At 57.5% G+C, this 16,407-nt stretch carries 14 protein-coding genes; 12 read left to right on the top strand and 2 right to left on the bottom strand.

Going from position 1 to position 16,407, the window contains the following annotated elements; all coding sequences use genetic code 11:
• Positions 1 to 487: 487 nt before the first annotated feature.
• Entirely contained in the window at positions 488 to 1,831 is a 1,344-nt protein-coding gene (locus IRT44_RS09400; protein WP_171566568.1) for a purine/pyrimidine permease, read from the top strand.
• Positions 1,832 to 1,870: 39 nt separating this feature from the next.
• Here the strand turns inward: IRT44_RS09400 and IRT44_RS09405 are convergent, their stop codons facing one another.
• Complete coding sequence (locus IRT44_RS09405; RefSeq protein WP_230077814.1) at positions 1,871 to 2,542, bottom strand: B3/B4 domain-containing protein; 672 nt, start codon at positions 2,540 to 2,542, stop codon at positions 1,871 to 1,873.
• Between the two features lie 214 nt (positions 2,543 to 2,756).
• Between IRT44_RS09405 and rnhA the strand changes: the two genes are divergently transcribed.
• The 8 genes from rnhA (at position 2,757) to yhbH (ending at position 11,660) form a co-directional block, all read left to right on the top strand.
• Positions 2,757 to 3,191 (top strand): ribonuclease HI, encoded by a 435-nt coding sequence (rnhA, locus tag IRT44_RS09410; RefSeq protein ID WP_171566570.1) that lies wholly within the window; start codon positions 2,757 to 2,759, stop codon positions 3,189 to 3,191.
• Entirely contained in the window at positions 3,188 to 4,393 is a 1,206-nt protein-coding gene (gene queG, locus IRT44_RS09415) for a tRNA epoxyqueuosine(34) reductase QueG (RefSeq protein WP_230077815.1), read from the top strand. Before rnhA ends, queG begins: the two co-directional genes overlap by 4 nt.
• 38 nt (positions 4,394 to 4,431) lie before the next feature.
• Positions 4,432 to 4,983, top strand: a complete 552-nt coding sequence (locus tag IRT44_RS09420) for a methylated-DNA--[protein]-cysteine S-methyltransferase (RefSeq protein ID WP_230077816.1) — start codon at positions 4,432 to 4,434, stop codon at positions 4,981 to 4,983.
• A gap of 487 nt (positions 4,984 to 5,470) precedes the next feature.
• Complete coding sequence (locus IRT44_RS09425; RefSeq protein ID WP_212133209.1) at positions 5,471 to 6,439, top strand: amidase domain-containing protein; 969 nt, start codon at positions 5,471 to 5,473, stop codon at positions 6,437 to 6,439.
• 176 nt (positions 6,440 to 6,615) lie between these two features.
• A complete protein-coding gene (gene trmL / locus IRT44_RS09430; RefSeq protein WP_171566573.1) occupies positions 6,616 to 7,086 on the top strand; it encodes a tRNA (uridine(34)/cytosine(34)/5-carboxymethylaminomethyluridine(34)-2'-O)-methyltransferase TrmL in 471 nt (156 codons plus the stop codon).
• 119 nt (positions 7,087 to 7,205) lie between these two features.
• Entirely contained in the window at positions 7,206 to 7,931 is a 726-nt protein-coding gene (locus tag IRT44_RS09435; protein ID WP_171566574.1) for an HAD family hydrolase, read from the top strand.
• A 589-nt stretch (positions 7,932 to 8,520) separates the two neighbouring features.
• Positions 8,521 to 10,419: a PrkA family serine protein kinase gene (locus tag IRT44_RS09440; protein WP_212133190.1), complete on the top strand. Its 1,899-nt coding sequence runs from the start codon at positions 8,521 to 8,523 to the stop codon at positions 10,417 to 10,419.
• Between the two features lie 80 nt (positions 10,420 to 10,499).
• Complete coding sequence (gene yhbH / locus IRT44_RS09445) at positions 10,500 to 11,660, top strand: sporulation protein YhbH (protein WP_230077817.1); 1,161 nt, start codon at positions 10,500 to 10,502, stop codon at positions 11,658 to 11,660.
• A 58-nt stretch (positions 11,661 to 11,718) separates the two neighbouring features.
• On the opposite strand, the gene IRT44_RS09450 is transcribed toward yhbH, so the two are convergent.
• Positions 11,719 to 12,456, bottom strand: coding sequence for a DUF3050 domain-containing protein (locus tag IRT44_RS09450; protein ID WP_212133192.1), 738 nt, complete (start codon positions 12,454 to 12,456; stop codon positions 11,719 to 11,721).
• Positions 12,457 to 13,117: 661 nt separating this feature from the next.
• On the opposite strand from IRT44_RS09450, the gene IRT44_RS09455 reads away from it, so the two are divergent.
• From IRT44_RS09455 to IRT44_RS09465, 3 genes are read left to right on the top strand one after another with little or no spacing between them, the layout of a single operon-like run.
• The gene (locus IRT44_RS09455; RefSeq protein WP_171566578.1) at positions 13,118 to 14,161 is read left to right on the top strand and encodes a nucleotidyltransferase family protein; all 1,044 of its coding nucleotides are present in this window, start codon (positions 13,118 to 13,120) and stop codon (positions 14,159 to 14,161) included.
• Complete coding sequence (locus IRT44_RS09460; RefSeq protein ID WP_230077818.1) at positions 14,158 to 15,354, top strand: glycosyltransferase family 4 protein; 1,197 nt, start codon at positions 14,158 to 14,160, stop codon at positions 15,352 to 15,354. Before IRT44_RS09455 ends, IRT44_RS09460 begins: the two co-directional genes overlap by 4 nt.
• Positions 15,355 to 15,373: 19 nt before the next feature.
• On the top strand, positions 15,374 to 16,402 hold the full coding sequence (locus IRT44_RS09465; protein ID WP_230077819.1) for a glycoside hydrolase family protein: 1,029 nt from the start codon (positions 15,374 to 15,376) through the stop codon (positions 16,400 to 16,402).
• Positions 16,403 to 16,407 lie beyond the last annotated feature (5 nt).

The following is a 16,407-nucleotide window of genomic DNA, read 5'->3' on the forward strand; positions in this document are numbered from 1 at the left end:
CACATCCGTGATGACTCGCCGTTTTTGTGCACTCAGTGCTCGCTTGCAAAAGCTGCCGCCGCTGCGTCGGCTTCGCGATGCTCGAAGCGGAAGAGAAGATGCGCGCGTATTTACGCGGCAAGACGTTGGCGTGGTTGCATCAGGAGCTTGCTCATGTTTTGCCTGAACCTGTTCGCCAAGCGACGCGGGACTATTTTTCTGCAGGCAAACAAGCTTCCCGCAAATGAGGAGAGTGCTCCGTTTCACAACGAAGCATCGTACAGTTTCCTCGTGTATTCACATTTGTACCGAACCCGTTGGGATTACCAAATGAATCGGGCTTGTGGTAAGATGAAAAAGTCACAGGCAAGGCATGATCGACTGATGTGTTCCTACGATTATTTTTGCGAGATCGGATTTTGCACGCTGGAATCGGCGTGCTTTCTGTTTTCCTTCACAGAGCAGGTCAGTATGCCAGTGGCGGATTGACAACGAAAGGGTGTTGGGGATGCGTTACGGATTGCATGAACGGCCGCCTGTGGGCACAACCGTTTTGGCCTCCATGCAATGGCTGATTGTTACGGTTTCCAGCAGTGTCGCCATTCCGTTGGTGATCGGGGACGTGTACGGATTGCAGCCGGACGAAATCAGTCACTTGATGCAGCAGACCATGTTTTTCATCGGCTTGGCCTCTTTCCTGCAGACGTGGCTGGGTCACCGCTATCCGATGATGGATGGACCTGCTGGATTGTGGTGGGGCATCTTTGTCATATTGGCACAGATTGGTGCCAGTGTGGGAATGGGGCCGCGGCTGATCGGCCAATCGTTCCAGGTGGGGTTGATTCTGGCCGGCGGCTTGTTTTTGCTGTTGGGGATGCTGGGCTGGATCGGCAAAATCCAGCGCTGGTTTACGCCGCTCGTGTCCGGTACCTACATGATGCTGTTGGCGATTTCCTTGTGCAGCAGCATTGTGACCGGCATGCTGGGGATCGGCTACCGGCACGCGCAGGAAGTGCATCCCGGCATGGCCCTGGTGTCTGTCTTGATCGTCGCGCTGGTGCTCGTCTTTCTGCGCAGCAGGCGCTTGGCCAGCTACGCCGTGCTGTTGGGGATGGCGATCGGATGGGGACTGTACGCTGTGGTGGGCTGGACGGAACCGATCCGGCCCAGTGACGAGTGGGTGGTGCTGCCCACCCTGTTTTTCTGGGGAGAGCCCAAGTGGGATTGGGGGGTCATCCTGACCAGTCTGCTCACAGGGTTCGTCCTGCTGACCAATTTGGTCACCAGTTTGTCCGTCGTGGGCAAGGCAACCCAGTCGGAACCGACCATCCAGCAGTACAATCGGGGCGGCGTGTTTACCGGGGTGTCTCACATCCTGTCAGGATTGGCCGGGGTTGTCGGCATGATTCCGCTGTCGTTGGCGGCGGCCGTGATCCAGACGACGGGGATGGCGGCCCGATTGCCGTTCATGGCCGCGATGGCGGGGATGATGGTGATTGGCATGCTGCCAGCTGTCTCCCAGTTCCTGGCCGCCTTGCCGACGCCGGTCGCCTACGCCGGCATGTTTATCGCCTATACGCAGTTGCTTGGATTTGGCATCAAAGACCTGGCGTCAATCCGATTGGATGACCGGGCCATCACGATCGGCGGCAGTTCGCTCTTGGTGGGGATCGGCGTCATGTTTGTGCCGGCTTCGGCGTGGCAGCACCTTCCCCCGCTGGTGAGCTTTCTGTTTGGCAACGGGCTTTTGCTCGGCGTCGTGGTATGTCTGCTGTTGGAACACGTGGTATTTCCCCGGCCGGCGGATTCGGAGCCGGCGACAGAATTGCAAAAAGACGGCCGCTCTGCGTGACGGACCGTCTTTTTGTTTGGCATGTTGTCCCAGGAGAGGTTACGCAGTGACGAGATAGGAGAGCTGAGCCTCGCCACCGTTGATTTCCGTAAACATGCGGGCCGTCGCACCGAGTATTTCGTCCCGCTGTTTTGGCGACACGTGCTCGTGGAAAAAAATCACCTGCATCAGATTGCGGCTGTTGTCCGTGACGGACGTGCGCACCGAGTCGACGATCGGACTGCCGAATGCGCCCTGCTCATCTGCGAGCAGCAGTTTTCCCTCCATCTGCATGTCACGGCCGTTCAGCCCCTGGTAAGCGTCGGAGGCTTGTCCCAGACGGCAGACCACCGGAAAGTGCAGGTGATCTTCGTCGTAAATGCCGTACGGCAGGGCGTGCAGTACGGAGAAGAAGTTGTTGACGTCGACCGCGCCGTTGATCCAGAAAAACGGATGACCCTGCAGCAAGCGGCGAATCAGGGCTTCCGAGGAAGGACGGTAACGGGAGGGATCGATCCCCAGTCGCTTGAAGCAGGCTCGCCATTCACGCACGCCTTCGATCTCGGCCAGTTTGGCGAGATCCCGTTCCAAACGCAGCGATTCCACGAACAGATTGATGCGCCCCTGCAGCTTTTTGGGAGAGGGGCTTACGGTCACGCCGGCGTAGTGAATGACGCCCAGCGAAAGACGCGGCAGGCGTTCAACCACTGTGGAGTCCAAGCGTACCTTCATCGGTGTCACTCCTTGTCTCTCAACTGTTTTTTGGTAGTATAACAAAAACGGCGATGGAAGTATATCAAAGCGGTTTTTTGCGTCAATAGCGGATGCTTTTTGTCTTTTACAGCCGTACTGCGGGGCATATTCTTGCGGGCCCGGCAGCAAAAAATTTTGTGGAAGCGGCTGTCCTTCGGTACAATAAATAGTGAACAGGAGGGATTCCCCGACAATGCGTGAAGTAACCATTTATACCGACGGTGCCTGCTCCGGCAATCCGGGACCGGGCGGCTGGGGTGCCGTGCTGATATACGGCGAGCACAAAAAGGAAATGTCCGGTGCGGAAGCCAATACGACCAACAACCGGATGGAGCTCAAGGCGGCGATCGAGGCACTGTCCGCGCTGAAGGAGCCGTGCAAGGTCACCTTGTACAGCGACAGCGCCTACCTGGTTAACTGCTTTCAGCAGGGGTGGTACAAGGGCTGGCAGCGCAACGGTTGGAAGAACAGCAAGAACCAGCCGGTGGAAAACCAGGACCTGTGGAAGGAACTGCTTCGTTTGATGGAAATACACCAGGTTCAGTACGTGAAAGTAAAAGGTCACGCGGACAACGTGTGGAACAACCGCTGTGACGAACTGGCGACGGGGGCGATCAAACAACTGTGAGTGACCGGCAGTACTGGGAACAGACGAAGCAGGCGATTATTGCCTATGCCCGCGAGTTAGGAATAGACAAGATCGGGTTTGCCAGTGCCGATCCGTTTTTGACCCTGAAAGAGCGTTTGCTGGAGCATCGGGAAAAAGGCTACGAATCCGGGTTTGAGGAGCCAGATCTGGACAAGCGGACCGATCCTGGCCTCAGTCTGGATGGGGCGCGGTCGCTGATTGCCATCGCGCTGGCCTATCCTTCCAAGATGGATAATCCGCCCAAATCGGAACCGGGCGCGTATCGCGGCATCCTCTGCCGAGCGGCGTGGGGAACGGACTACCATCACGTCCTGCGCGAGAAATTGGACAAGCTGGCCCGGTATATCTGTGAACTGGAGCCCGGCGCCCGGGTGGAATCGATGGTGGATACGGGTGCCTTGTCCGACCGTGCCGTAGCGGAGCGGGCCGGCTTGGGATGGGTAGGCAAAAACTGCGCGCTAATTACCCCGGAGTTTGGCTCATGGGTCTACCTGGGTGAACTGATCACCAACCTGCCGCTGCCGCCGGACGAGCCGGTGGAGGAAGGGTGCGGCGATTGCAATTTGTGTGTGGAAGCCTGCCCGACAGGGGCGCTGGTCCAGGGAGGGCAGCTCAACGCCCAGAAGTGCGTAGCTTTTTTAACACAGGTAAAAGATTTCATTCCCGACCAGTACAGGGCGAAGATCGGCAACCGGCTGTACGGCTGCGACACTTGTCAGATGGTTTGCCCCAAAAACCGCGGCAAGCACTTCGCCCATCACGCGGAATTCCGGCCCGATCCGGAAGTGGCCAAGCCGCTCTTGCGTCCGCTGCTTCACATGAGCAACAAGGAATTCAAGCAGACGTTCGGCGCTTCCTCTGCGGCATGGCGCGGAAAAAAGCCGATTCAGCGAAACGCCATTCTGGCGCTGGCCCATTTTCACGACCGCTCCGCTGTTCCCGACCTGATCCGGCTGCTCGAAGAGGATCCCCGCCCCGTCATTCGGGGAACGGCCGCCTGGGCGTTGGGCAAGATCGGTGGCGAAGAGGCGGAAGCGGCGCTTGCGGCGGCCCGGGAGCGGGAGTCATCGCCGGAGGTGCTGGCCGAAGTGGAGAAAGGATTTGCCCTATTGCGCCAGCACGGTGCATCCGGAGCAGCCAAATCGCACGACGTGAGGAGCGGCAAGGGGGCACACGCGTAGAACCATTCACATAAAAAACGGGTAGGGAGGAACGATGGATGGCACAAGTATTGGGATACACCACCATGGACTCGCCGATTGGACCGCTTTTGATTGCTTCTACGAAAAACGGACTGTGCTTCATTGAATTTGGCGACGGGGAGCAGGCTCTGTCCAGCTTGCAGCGCTGGTGCCGCAAGACCTTCATGGGCGTCCCCATCAGCCGGGACGACCAGGGAAACCAGTCTGTCCGCGAGCAGTTGGAGGAGTATTTTGCCGGTACGCGGAAGACGTTTGACATCCCGCTGGATATGTACGGCACGCCGTTTCAAAAAGCGGTCTGGACCGAACTTACCCGCATTCCCTATGGCGAGACGCGTTCCTACAAGGAGATCGCGCTGTCCATCGGTGCAGCAAAAGCAGTCCGGGCCATCGGCGGGGCGAACAACCGCAATCCCATCCCCATCGTCGTTCCCTGCCATCGCGTCATCGGTTCCAACGGAGCGCTCGTCGGATACGGAGGCGGGCTCTCCATCAAGGCACACCTGCTGGCGTTGGAAGGCGCACATGCAGCGTCTCTCCATCCCGATTCACCAAAAGCTGTCCGGTAAACCGGGCAGCTCAGCGTGTAGACAAAGTTCGCGGCGCATGGGGATCGGGCCCGCTAGCTTGACGCCCGCCCAGCACAGAAGCGGATGAAGTTCGCTCCAAAACGAGACGCGGGCAGGGGACAAACATCTGGGTGTTTCGATGAAGTGAGACTTGTGTCCCCTGTTGATTCCCGCGTCTTCGTTTTTCCGCTGAGTCGGTCGTCAAAGGAGCTCGCTTGGCCCATCCCGCCATGCGATGCACATTGTCTTCCGCTTCGGTTGATGAATAGGCAGGCCTTTCGGCCTGGAAATCATTTTTTGTGGACGCTAACTCAATGAACCGTTTGTCTTCAGTCTGAGCTGTCCGGTAATCCGGGCAGCTTTTTTCATGCTCCCAGTCCTTCTGAACGGGCCCGAACTTTCATAAGCATCAGGGAGAGGCCGGCGCCGGAGCATGAACCCTGCTGTGAGAAAACAGGCGCGGGCCAACGGGGAAAGGAGGAGGCGGATGGAAGATTGGCTGAACTTCCTGCAGAACTACTGTAATGCGGTACAACAATGCTGGGTGGACGGCCGATGGGAGCGCCTGCAGCCGTTGGGAGCTGTTCCCGATGCGGGGGCGCGGCAGCGGGAGCTGTGGATGCGGGAACAGGAACAGTATCTGGACAGGGGAGCGGAAATCACTGCTGTCCAGGGCGACGTGGTGCCGCTGTATTGGCTGGAGTCCAACGGGCGCGTACAAGTGGAATTTGCCTGGCACGTCCGGCAGCTGTACCGGCTGCACGGCACCGATCTTGTGAAAGAGACGCGCCGGCAGCAGCGGATGGCCGTCATCAGGCAGGGAACGGGATGGAAGCTGGATTGGATCGAGCCGAGCCCGGACGGGGAGATGAACACGGCCGTATTGAACGATTCGGATGCATGGCTGGAGATGAACGAGACTGAGGAAGGGATGCCGCTGCCATCACTCGTTCACGGGTCAAAGGGGTACCGAGCGGATCAGGCGGTCGCCTATGCCGAGCAGTACTGGAACTCAGCCAATCCAGCATTCCCCCATTTTACCGACGACTGCACCAATTTCATCTCGCAATGTCTCTATGCGGGCGGCATCCCGATGCTGTTTTCCCGGGAAAAAGGGCGCGGCTGGTGGATGCGGCCGGGAAAATCGGCCAGTTGGAGCTACAGTTGGGCGGTGGCGCACAGCTTGTACCTGCTGCTGAAATCGGGCGGCCCGCCGATGCGTGCCGTGCAGAAGCGGTCGCCGGAGCAGCTGGTGCCAGGAGATGTGATCTGTTACGACTTTGACGGAGACGGACGGTTCCAGCACACCACGATCGTCGTGGCCAAGGACGCCAACCACATGCCATTGGTCAACGCCCATACGACCAACAGCCGTATGCGCTACTGGAACTATCGGGATTCGACGGCCTACACTCCAAATATCCGCTACGCGTTTTTTCACATTCAGGGCATGTGAGTCAACAGAGGCGGCCTCTATGGGAGGAACCGCCTCTTGCTGTCTGGATGCAGCCAACGTGAGCGTCGGGGTGAGAGCGGGGAGGGGGGCCTGCACCTCGGAAGGTGGTCATCTCCATGGGGGATTCGGTATAATATAGGATGTTTGAAAGTTCGGTTGACAAGGAGTTTGTTGACATGCCACTGCACATTGTCCTGCACGAGCCGCTCATTCCCGCCAACACGGGCAATATAGCCCGTTCCTGTGCGGCGACGGGGGCTCATCTGCATCTGATACATCCGCTGGGATTTTCCACGGACGACCGCTACCTGAAACGGGCCGGCCTTGATTACTGGCACGCGGTAAAGGTTCATCACTACGACAGCTTTGAGCACTTTGTCGAGGCACAGGGAGAGAATGCCGGCACCTTTTACTTCGTGGAAACGTGGGGAGAAAAGCTGTACACGGAGGTTTCCTTCCGCGACGGCGATTACATCATCCTCGGCAAAGAGACCACTGGCCTGCCGACCGAGCTGACTGATCGGTACCGGGAACAGACGATCCGCATTCCGATGAGCGGCGCCACCCGCTCCATCAATTTGTCCAACTGCGCCGCCATCGTCCTGTTTGAAGGGCTCAGGCAGTTGGGCTTCCCCGGGCTCTCGTAACGGACAAGCCGAACACGACCATCTTGCTCGATGCGGTGACGAAAAGGAGGCGGACCGGACAGCAGGAAGCACATCATCGCGCCGCCCAACCGTGCGACAAGAAAAAGGAGAACGATGCGATGACGGTGACCACCATTTTGTTTGACCTGGACGGCACGCTGTTGGAGATGCAGACGGAGCCGTTTGTCAAAGGCTATCTGAAGGAGCTGGGCCGCTACGTCGGTGACCGCTATGACGCCGAAAAAATGCTCGCGCTGATCTGGGACGCGACCAAGGCGATGATTGCCAATCAGGAGCCGGACAAGACCAACGAGCAGGTGTTTGTCGAGTATTTCAGCAGACACGGCCAGTGGGACAAGGACGAACTGTGGCCGGTGTTTGACGCGTTTTACCGGGATGTTTTTCCCAAGCTTTCCCACATGACCTACCCGTCGCCGTGGGCGAAACGGATCGTGGCGGAAGCCAAGCGGCAAGGATTCCGCGTCGCCGTCGCCACCAATCCGGTCTTTCCTCGCGCCGCCATTCATCACCGGCTGGCCTGGATCGAGCTGGCGCCGCATGACTTTGAGCTGGTCACGGTGTACGAGGAATCCCACTTCACCAAGCCCAATCCCGCCTACTTCGCCGAGATTTGCCAACAGCTCGGCGTGCAGCCGACAGAATGCGTAATGGTCGGCAACCACATGCAGGAAGACATGGTTGCCGGTACGCTGGGGATGAAGACGTTTCTGGTCACCAACTGGCTGGAAGACCGCGGCGAACCGCAGTATCCGGTCGATCAGCGGGGCACCTTGGAAGAACTCTACGCCGCCATTTCCCAACGGACAGGTGTGTTTGCCCGCTGAGACGGGGAATCACACGAATACAGCCGACCGTCACTGTGATGCAGCGACGGTCTTTTTTTTGCCAAAAAACAAGCCGACACCCGCGAGTGCGAAGCAAAAAAAAGCAGGTTGCCCAATTCAGGCAGCCTGCTTTTTTTCCTGGGAGCGATGGCAAAAGGAAAGCCGACGATTCGGCCCGGTCCTACAGATTCCAGGTTTTGTCCTCGTTGTATCCCGCCGTGAGAATGAAGAACAGGAAAGCGGCAAAGACCAACCCTACGATAAACGTACCCATGTTGGACTGCTCCTTTCGTATTTCCAAACTACTCCCATTATAGCGTAGCTTGCCCTGTTTGCAAGAGAGTTACGCTTTGCCGTTTCTGTCATTTTCATGAATGTTTCGCCGGCTGACAGTGAACCGGGCAGGGCCAGTTTTGTCACGGGAGGGCTGAAACATGTGTTGTCATTGTGCATACACATATGAAAAGGATTGTGCATCCTGCTCCGATGGAACGGGACCATGCGCATGCGTGGCCCCAGTCGGACATATACATGAAAGTACACTGTTGTTCGCGAAGAGAGAGGGGCTTATGAAGGAGGAGAGACGAGCATGGACATTTTAAAGCGCATCGCCGAGCACAGGGCCCGTGAAGAAAAACTGATGTGGAGAGGCACATTTGCCGAATATTTGGAGATGGTACGGAAAAATCCGAAGATCGTCCAAACCGCACATGCGCGGGTCTACAACATGATTAAAGCAGCAGGAGTCGAAGAAAACGAAGACGGCACCCGCTCGTACAAGTTTTTTAGTCGGGAGATCTTCGGACTGGATCGGGCGATCGAGCGGCTGGTGGAAGAGTATTTTCACTCTGCTGCCCGCCGCCTGGATGTACGCAAACGGATTCTGCTCCTGATGGGACCCGTCAGCGGGGGGAAATCCACCATCGTGACGCTGCTGAAACGCGGATTGGAGGAGTACACCCGCACCGATGAGGGCGCTGTGTACGCGCTGGACGGCTGCCCGATGCACGAGGAACCGCTCCACCTGATCCCTCGCGAACTGCGGCCGGAGATTGAGGAAGAACTGGGAATCAAAATTGAAGGGGAACTGACCCCGTACAACCGCATGCGGCTGGAGACGGAATACGGCGGGCGCATTGAGGATTTTCCCGTTCGCCGTATCCTCTTTTCCGAAGCCGATCGCGTCGGCATCGGCACGTTCAGTCCGTCCGACCCGAAATCTCAGGACATCGCGGACCTGACCGGGAGTATCGACTTTTCCACGATCACCAAATACGGCTCCGAGTCGGACCCGCGGGCATACCGCTTTGACGGGGAGCTGAACAAGGCGAACCGCGGCTTGATGGAATTCCAGGAAATGCTGAAATGCGACGAAAAGTTTCTCTGGCACCTGCTCTCGCTTACCCAGGAGGGCAACTTCAAGGCCGGCCGTTTCGCCCTGATTTCCGCAGACGAACTGATTATCGCCCACACCAACGAGGCGGAGTACAAGGCGTTTATCGCCAACAAGAAAAACGAGGCGCTGCAGTCGCGGATCATCGTCATGCCGATTCCGTACAACCTGCGCGTCAGCGACGAGGAAAAGATCTACGCCAAGCTGATCAAGCAGTCTGATCTCGGCCACGTCCATATCGCGCCGCACGCGCTCCGGGCCGCCGCCATCTTTTCCATCCTCACGCGGCTGAAGGAGTCGAAAAAACAGGGCGCTGATCTGCTGAAAAAGATGCGCCTGTACGACGGAGAGTCGGTGGAAGGATTCAAAGGCTCCGATCTGGAGGAATTGCGGAACGAATATCCGGACGAAGGGATGTCCGGGATCGACCCGCGCTATGTGATCAACCGGATCTCCAGCGCATTGATTCGCCGGGACACGGAATGCATCAACGCGCTTGACATCCTGCGTGCGCTGAAGGACGGGTTTGACCAACACCCCTCCATCACCAAGGAACAACGTGAGAAATATCTCAACTTCATTTCCATGGCCCGCAAGGAGTACGATGAACTGGCCAAAAAGGAAGTGCAGAAAGCGTTTGTCTACAGCTACGAAGAATCGGCGAAAACGCTCATGGACAACTACCTGGACAATGTGGAAGCGTATTGCAATATGAATAAAATAAGGGACCCCGTTACCGGCGAAGAGATGGACCCGGATGAGCGCCTGATGCGCTCCATTGAGGAGCAGATCGGCATCTCAGAAAACGCCAAGCGGGCGTTCCGCGAAGAAATCCTGATTCGCATTTCGGCTTACGCACGCAAAGGGAAGCGTTTTGACTACAGCACGCACGATCGCTTGCGGGAAGCGATTGAGAAGAAGCTGTTCGCCGATTTGAAAGATGTGGTAAAAATTACCACCTCCAACAAAACACCGGACGAACACCAGTTGAAAAAAATCAACGAGGTGACCAGACGGCTGATCGATGAACACCGCTACTGCCCTGTGTGCGCCAATGAGCTTCTCCGGTATGTCGGCAGTCTGCTGAACAGATAACGTGCTCGCGGGGCACCCGGAGCTGGCTTGCCAGGGAAGCCCATTCGCCGAAGATGCGCCAGCAGGAGGGGGGAGTCTGTATGGAAGATTCGTCACCGTTCGTCGTCTCCCGGGAAGACTGGTCGCTGCACCGCAAAGGATACCAGGATCAGAACCGGCATCAGGAAAAAGTGAAGGAAGCGATCAAAAAAAACCTGCCCGATCTGGTCAGTGAGGAAAACATCATCATGTCCAACGGGCGGGAAGTGATCAAAATCCCGATCCGTTCCCTGGATGAGTACCGGCTCCGCTTTAACTTTCACAAGGGAAAGCACGGCGGTCAGGGCAAAGGAGACAGCAAAGTGGGCGACGTCATCGCCAAAGACGGGGACGCTGCCCAGGGCCCTGGCAAGGGACAGGGAGCGGGCGATCTGCCGGGTGTCGATTATTTTGAAGCGGAGATTACTGTCGAAGAGCTGGAAGAGATGCTGTTTGCCGAGTTGGAGCTGCCCAACCTCCAGCAAAAGGACGAGGACAGGATCATCGTGGAGGAGACGCGTTTCAACGACGTCCGCAAAAAAGGGTTGATGGGCAACATCGACAAAAGACGGACGCTGCTCGCCGCCATCCGCCGCAATGCCCTGGCCGGTTACAACGACCTGGAGTTGGGCATCAGCGACGATGACCTGCGCTTCAAGACGTGGGAGGAGATCGTCAAGCCGCATTCCAACGCCGTCATCATCGCCATGATGGACACTTCCGGCTCGATGGGCGTGTTTGAAAAGTACATCGCCCGCAGCTTTTTCTTCTGGATGGTGCGTTTTCTTCGCACCAAGTACGAAAAGGTGGAAATGGTCTTTATCGCTCATCATACCGAAGCCAAGGAAGTGCCGGAGGAGGTCTTTTTTTCAAAAGGAGAGAGCGGCGGCACGATCTGCTCCTCCGCCTACAAGAAGGCATTGGAGATCATCGACAGCCGCTATCCTTCGTCCCAGTACAACATCTATCCCTTCCACTTCTCAGACGGCGACAATCTGACGTCCGACAACGAGCGATGCGTCAAGCTGGTCAAGGAATTGATGGAACGCTGCAACATATTTGGATATGGAGAAGTGAATCAGTACAACCGGCACTCTACCCTGATGTCCGCCTTCCGGCACATCAAAGATCCGAAGTTCATGCACTGTGTGATCCGGGAAAAGGGGGAAGTGTACAAAGCGCTCAAGACGTTTTTCGGGAAAAAGGAAGTCAGTACGGGATGAGTGCAGAGGAAACCGGACGGGTACCGTCCGGTTTTTTGCGTCTGTTCCTCCGGTGCGGCTACAGTACGGCCAGCACTCCGTTCCACAGATCGATGCGGGCACGAAGCGACTGCACGGCCGTTCGTTCCGCCTCCGCCTGTTTTTCCGGGGAGTCTTCACACAAGGCGGTCAGCAGCTTTTCCGCCAGCGGGCCGTGTTCGTCCCCGTCCAGTTCGATGTGCCGCTGCAGGTAGTAGTTCAGCCGTTTGGTCGACTGGCCGTTTCGGTTCAGTTCGTCGACCAGCACCTGAAACATGTCCGGGATGATGTCTTCCCGTCCGAAGAAGAAGGCAGCGCATACTTCGTGGGTTCCGCCGTTTTTCGCCAGGTCCAGGGTATGGCGGACAAAGCGAAAGACGGATTCCGGAACTTCCGCGGCCTTGAGCGCTGCAAGCGGGTCTTGTCCGGCCTGCAGTTCGGCCAGAAAGCGATTGATGGGACCGGTATCCGCGCCGCATTCGTTCATCGCTTCCACGTATAATTCGAAATGGCTGGCATAGCCGCCTTGACCGTCTTCATCGGTCTCCTCGCCCAGCACAATCTCGTTGATAAAACGGGCGTACTGGCTGTGTCGGGACGGCATCCAGGGAACCTCCGTGCAGGTCAGGTCCCGCTGCAGCCGTTTCAACAGGCTCATAAAGTCCCATACAGCAAACACGTGGTGCTGCATGAAGATACGGACGCGCTCGGGCGTGTTGATCTCCCGGTACACGGGGTGTTTCAACAGTTCTTCGCGAATCGTGCGGATGTTGTTCATCAGCTTTGGTTCCTTTCCTTGAGCGATGGCCCCTCGCAGGGTCGTTTTTGCTATGGTACAGATTTTATTATGGCACAGACAGTTGACCGGCGTCCGTGACAGCTGTGTGTCATGTTCGGGAGGGCTGGGAAAAACCTGTCTGCCCGGCTCCAGGCGCTTTGGAAATGGGTACCGCATACACAACGGGCCGCTCTTCCTCGGCAGCTCATGCGTTTGCGACCAATGCGACGAGGGACAAGTCTACAAAAAAACGGCCTAATAGCGAGATTTATGGAAGAGTATGGAGAAAACGAATTGTAATGTGGGAAATATCCTCATTTTTAGTGAAAGTCGGGAAAAATCGCTGAAATCCACGGTTGCCAGGAAGTTATCATAATTTTACCATATGAATTGTTAGCACTCACACCAATCGAGTGCTAACAGTAGTGGTGCGACAAGCGTGAAGAACACAGGCTTCAGCCGGTTCGACGCCGCACGTTACCGTTGTCTTTCCAGAACCCATACGGCACATCGCTGTTAGTTCCTGAGTGCTGTGTAACAAAAAAGAAGATTGTTCATAAATGGAAATTTTTTATTTCTCATTTTTCCAAATGAAGGTAAAAGATTTCGTTTATGTGCAAGCTTCTTTTTTATTTTCTCAAAAAAGGGAGGATGATGACTCGTGAAGGCATTGCTGTTGGCGGGTGGTTTGGGCACCCGGCTGAGACCGCTGACGGAAAATCTGGCAAAACCAATGGCTTTGGTGGGAAACCGCCCGTGGCTGGAGCATCTCATCGTTCACCTCAAACAGCAGGGAATCGTCGATTTTGTGATTGCCGTCAAGCATTATCCGGAAATGATTCAACGGTACTTTGGCGACGGACAGGCGTGGGGCGTCAACATCGAATACGCCGTGGAAAAAAAACTGTTGGGCACGGCAGGGGCGATCAAAAACGCGGAAACACTGCTGAGCGACCGTTTTTTGGCGGTCAATGCGGACATCGTTCACCAGGTCTCGCTGCTCCCGCTGCTGGACTTCCACGTGAAGCACAAGGGAGGCGTCACGATCGGGCTGACCGAGGTGGATGACCCGTCGCAGTTCGGCGTGGTGGAACAGCGTGACACCGGGGAAATTATCCGCTTCGTGGAAAAGCCGGACAAGGAGTCGGCGCCGTCCAACCGGATTAACGCCGGTATCTACGTGATGGAAAAAGAGGTGCTGAAGTGGATACCGCAGGGACGGGAAGTTTCGATCGAACGGGAGACGTTCCCGCTGCTGATCGAACGGAACGTGGGGGTCTACGGCACGTTGATCGACGGCTACTGGATGGATCTGGGGACGAAAAACCGTTACCGGCAGGTGCACTGGGACCTCTTGGACCGCAAGCTGTCCCTGCCGCTGCGAGAAAAAGAACACGGCACGGGCATCCTGATCGGGGAGGAGAGCGAGGTCGCCCAAGGCGTGCTGATCGTGCCGCCGGTGCTGATCGGCCGGCGGGTAAAAATCGGCGAGCGGAGCGTGATTGGACCGTATGCGGTGATCGGCGACGGCTGCGAACTGGGCAAGGGCGTCCGCTGCTCGGAAACGATCATGTGGAACGGCTGCAAGGTGCGTGACGCGGCCCAGTTGAAAAACTGCATCATTGGATACGGATTGGAGCTGGAAGCCAGCCACATATTGCATGAAGCGGTGATGAACCGGACAGCGGGAGGAGGACAAGGATGATCCAGGTGGCTTACATGAGCACGTACGTTCCGAAAAGGTGCGGACTGGCGACGTATACCCATCACCTGCGGCATTACGTGAAACAGGCGAACCTGTGGAACGCAGCGGACCCGGTGATCGTGATGACCGACGGGGATGAACAGGAGTACGGGAACGATCAGGCGCTGTGGCCGCTTGCCAAACACGACAGGGAGGCGTATCGGGCGATGGCGCAGAGAGTGAACGCGAGCGGCGTGTCGGTCGTCTCCCTGCAGCATGAGTTTGGCATTTTTGGCGGGGAAGCAGGGGCGTATGTGCTGGACTTTGTACGCGAGCTGAAAAAACCGCTGGTCACGACCTTCCACACCGTGTTTGCCTCGCCTAAGGAACCGTACCGGTCGATTCAGCGGGAGATTGCCGAACGGAGCGATCGGATCGTCGTAATGAATCGCCGGGCCGTCGGCTATCTGCGGCAGTCGTTCGGGATTCCGGAAGCGAAAATCGCGTTTATCCCGCACGGCACCCCCGTCCCCGACCCGCAGCAGCGGGAGGCTGTTCGGCAGCGGTTGAACTGGGCGGATAAAAAAGTCGTGATGACGTTTGGCCTGCTCAGCCGCGGAAAAGGGTTGGAACTGATTTTGGAGGCGCTGCCGCAAGCGGTCAAGGATGTCCCCAACCTGCTCTACGCGGTGGTCGGCCAAACCCATCCGGAAGTGAAGAAACGGGAAGGAGAAGCGTACCGGGAGGAGCTGATGGAGCTGATCCGGCGAAACCGCCTGGAACGCCATGTGGTGATGATCGACCGGTACGTGGACGAAGCGGAACTGGTCCAATTTCTGACGGCGTGCGATTTGTACGTCACCCCTTACCCGGGAATGGAGCAGATCACCAGCGGCACGCTGGCCTATGCCGTCGGGCTGGGACGTCCGGTGTTGAGCACGCCGTACAGCTATGCCCAGGATTTGCTGGAGGGCTGCGACGAGCTGCTGATTCCGTATGGCGAGCCCGACCGGTGGGCGGAAAAAATCGCGTCGCTCTTGCGTGACGACAGCCTGAGGCGGGACTGGGAGGCAAAGATCGGCCGCGTCGGCTCCGCCATGCACTGGCCGCAGATCGGCAAGCGCTGCGCTTCCCTGTTTGCCACCCTCTCCAAACAGCCCGGCAGCACGTTTGAACAGACGGAGGGGACACCCGTTGCGGCCCTTTCCCGTTAGCTTTCGACACCTGGAGAGAATGACCGATGACACCGGACTGTTGGAGCACTGTCTCGGAAACATCCCGCGCCGCCGGGAGGGCTATACGACCGATGACAACGCCAGAGCGCTGTGGGCGTGTGCCGTTTGGCGGCAGCATGCGAACCGGACAGGCGACCGCGATCTGCTGGCGACCCTTGACCGCCTGATCGACCGCTATCTCGGGTTTCTTCTGTGGGTTCAGCAGGAGGATGGCAGCTTTCACAACAACATCGGCTACGACCGCAGGCCGGAACCGGAGAAGCCGTCCGACGACTGTCTCGGACGTGCGCTGTGGGCGTGCGCGGTCGCATCGGCGTCGCTTCCCGACAGCGGCCGGCGGTTTGTCGCCTCCCAACTGCTTGCCAAAGGGCTGCCGCGGGCGACGGCGATGAAGTTTCCGCGCGGATGGGCCTTCGCGCTGGCAGCGTGCAGCTTTTTGCTCAGGAACGGCAGCGGTTATGCAAATTCCGCCGTCTGCATGGAGCTGATCGAGCTGTTTGAAGAACGGCTGGTCCGGCTGTACCGGGAGGCGTCCGGAGAAGGTTGGCATTGGTTCGAACCGGTGATGACCTACGGAAACGGCGTGCTGCCGTGGGCGCTGTTTTCCGCCTGCCGCGTGACGAAGCGGGAGGAGACGCTGTCCATTGCCAAAGAGAGTCTCGATTTTCTGATCGCCAGGATGACCGGACAAAACGGCGTGATTCGCCCCATCGGCAACCGGGGCTGGTGCACGCCGCAGTCCCGTAGCGACTGGGATCAGCAGCCGTTGGAAGTAATGAAACTGGCGCTCGCTTCGGCGGAAGCCCATGCGGTACTGGCTGATCCTATGTACTGGCAAACAGTGGAAAAATGCCGGGCGTGGTTTTACGGCGGCAACGATGGAGCCGTGCCGATGGCAGATGCGGCGGAAGGCAGCTGCTGCGACGGACTGACACCAAACGGAGCCAATCTGAATCGGGGAGCGGAATCGACCCTGTCCTACTTGCTGACGGAAGCGATTTATCACAATGCGGTGACTGGAGGTTGATGCAT

The sequence above is a fragment of the Brevibacillus sedimenti genome, from assembly GCF_020923495.1.
In the GTDB taxonomy this organism is placed as follows: Bacteria; Bacillota; Bacilli; order Brevibacillales; family Brevibacillaceae; genus Brevibacillus; species Brevibacillus aydinogluensis.

Coding starts and splice junctions, on each gene's coding strand:
- IRT44_RS09405 (WP_230077814.1), bottom strand. CDS start 2,542: ATGAAGGTACGCTTGGACTCCACAGTGGTTGAACGCCTGCCGCGTCTT.
- IRT44_RS09425 (WP_212133209.1), top strand. CDS start 5,471: ATGGAAGATTGGCTGAACTTCCTGCAGAACTACTGTAATGCGGTACAA.
- rnhA (WP_171566570.1), top strand. CDS start 2,757: ATGCGTGAAGTAACCATTTATACCGACGGTGCCTGCTCCGGCAATCCG.
- IRT44_RS09440 (WP_212133190.1), top strand. CDS start 8,521: ATGGACATTTTAAAGCGCATCGCCGAGCACAGGGCCCGTGAAGAAAAA.
- IRT44_RS09460 (WP_230077818.1), top strand. CDS start 14,158: ATGATCCAGGTGGCTTACATGAGCACGTACGTTCCGAAAAGGTGCGGA.
- IRT44_RS09465 (WP_230077819.1), top strand. CDS start 15,374: ATGACCGATGACACCGGACTGTTGGAGCACTGTCTCGGAAACATCCCG.
- trmL (WP_171566573.1), top strand. CDS start 6,616: ATGCCACTGCACATTGTCCTGCACGAGCCGCTCATTCCCGCCAACACG.
- yhbH (WP_230077817.1), top strand. CDS start 10,500: ATGGAAGATTCGTCACCGTTCGTCGTCTCCCGGGAAGACTGGTCGCTG.
- IRT44_RS09435 (WP_171566574.1), top strand. CDS start 7,206: ATGACGGTGACCACCATTTTGTTTGACCTGGACGGCACGCTGTTGGAG.
- IRT44_RS09420 (WP_230077816.1), top strand. CDS start 4,432: ATGGCACAAGTATTGGGATACACCACCATGGACTCGCCGATTGGACCG.
- IRT44_RS09450 (WP_212133192.1), bottom strand. CDS start 12,456: ATGAACAACATCCGCACGATTCGCGAAGAACTGTTGAAACACCCCGTG.
- IRT44_RS09400 (WP_171566568.1), top strand. CDS start 488: ATGCGTTACGGATTGCATGAACGGCCGCCTGTGGGCACAACCGTTTTG.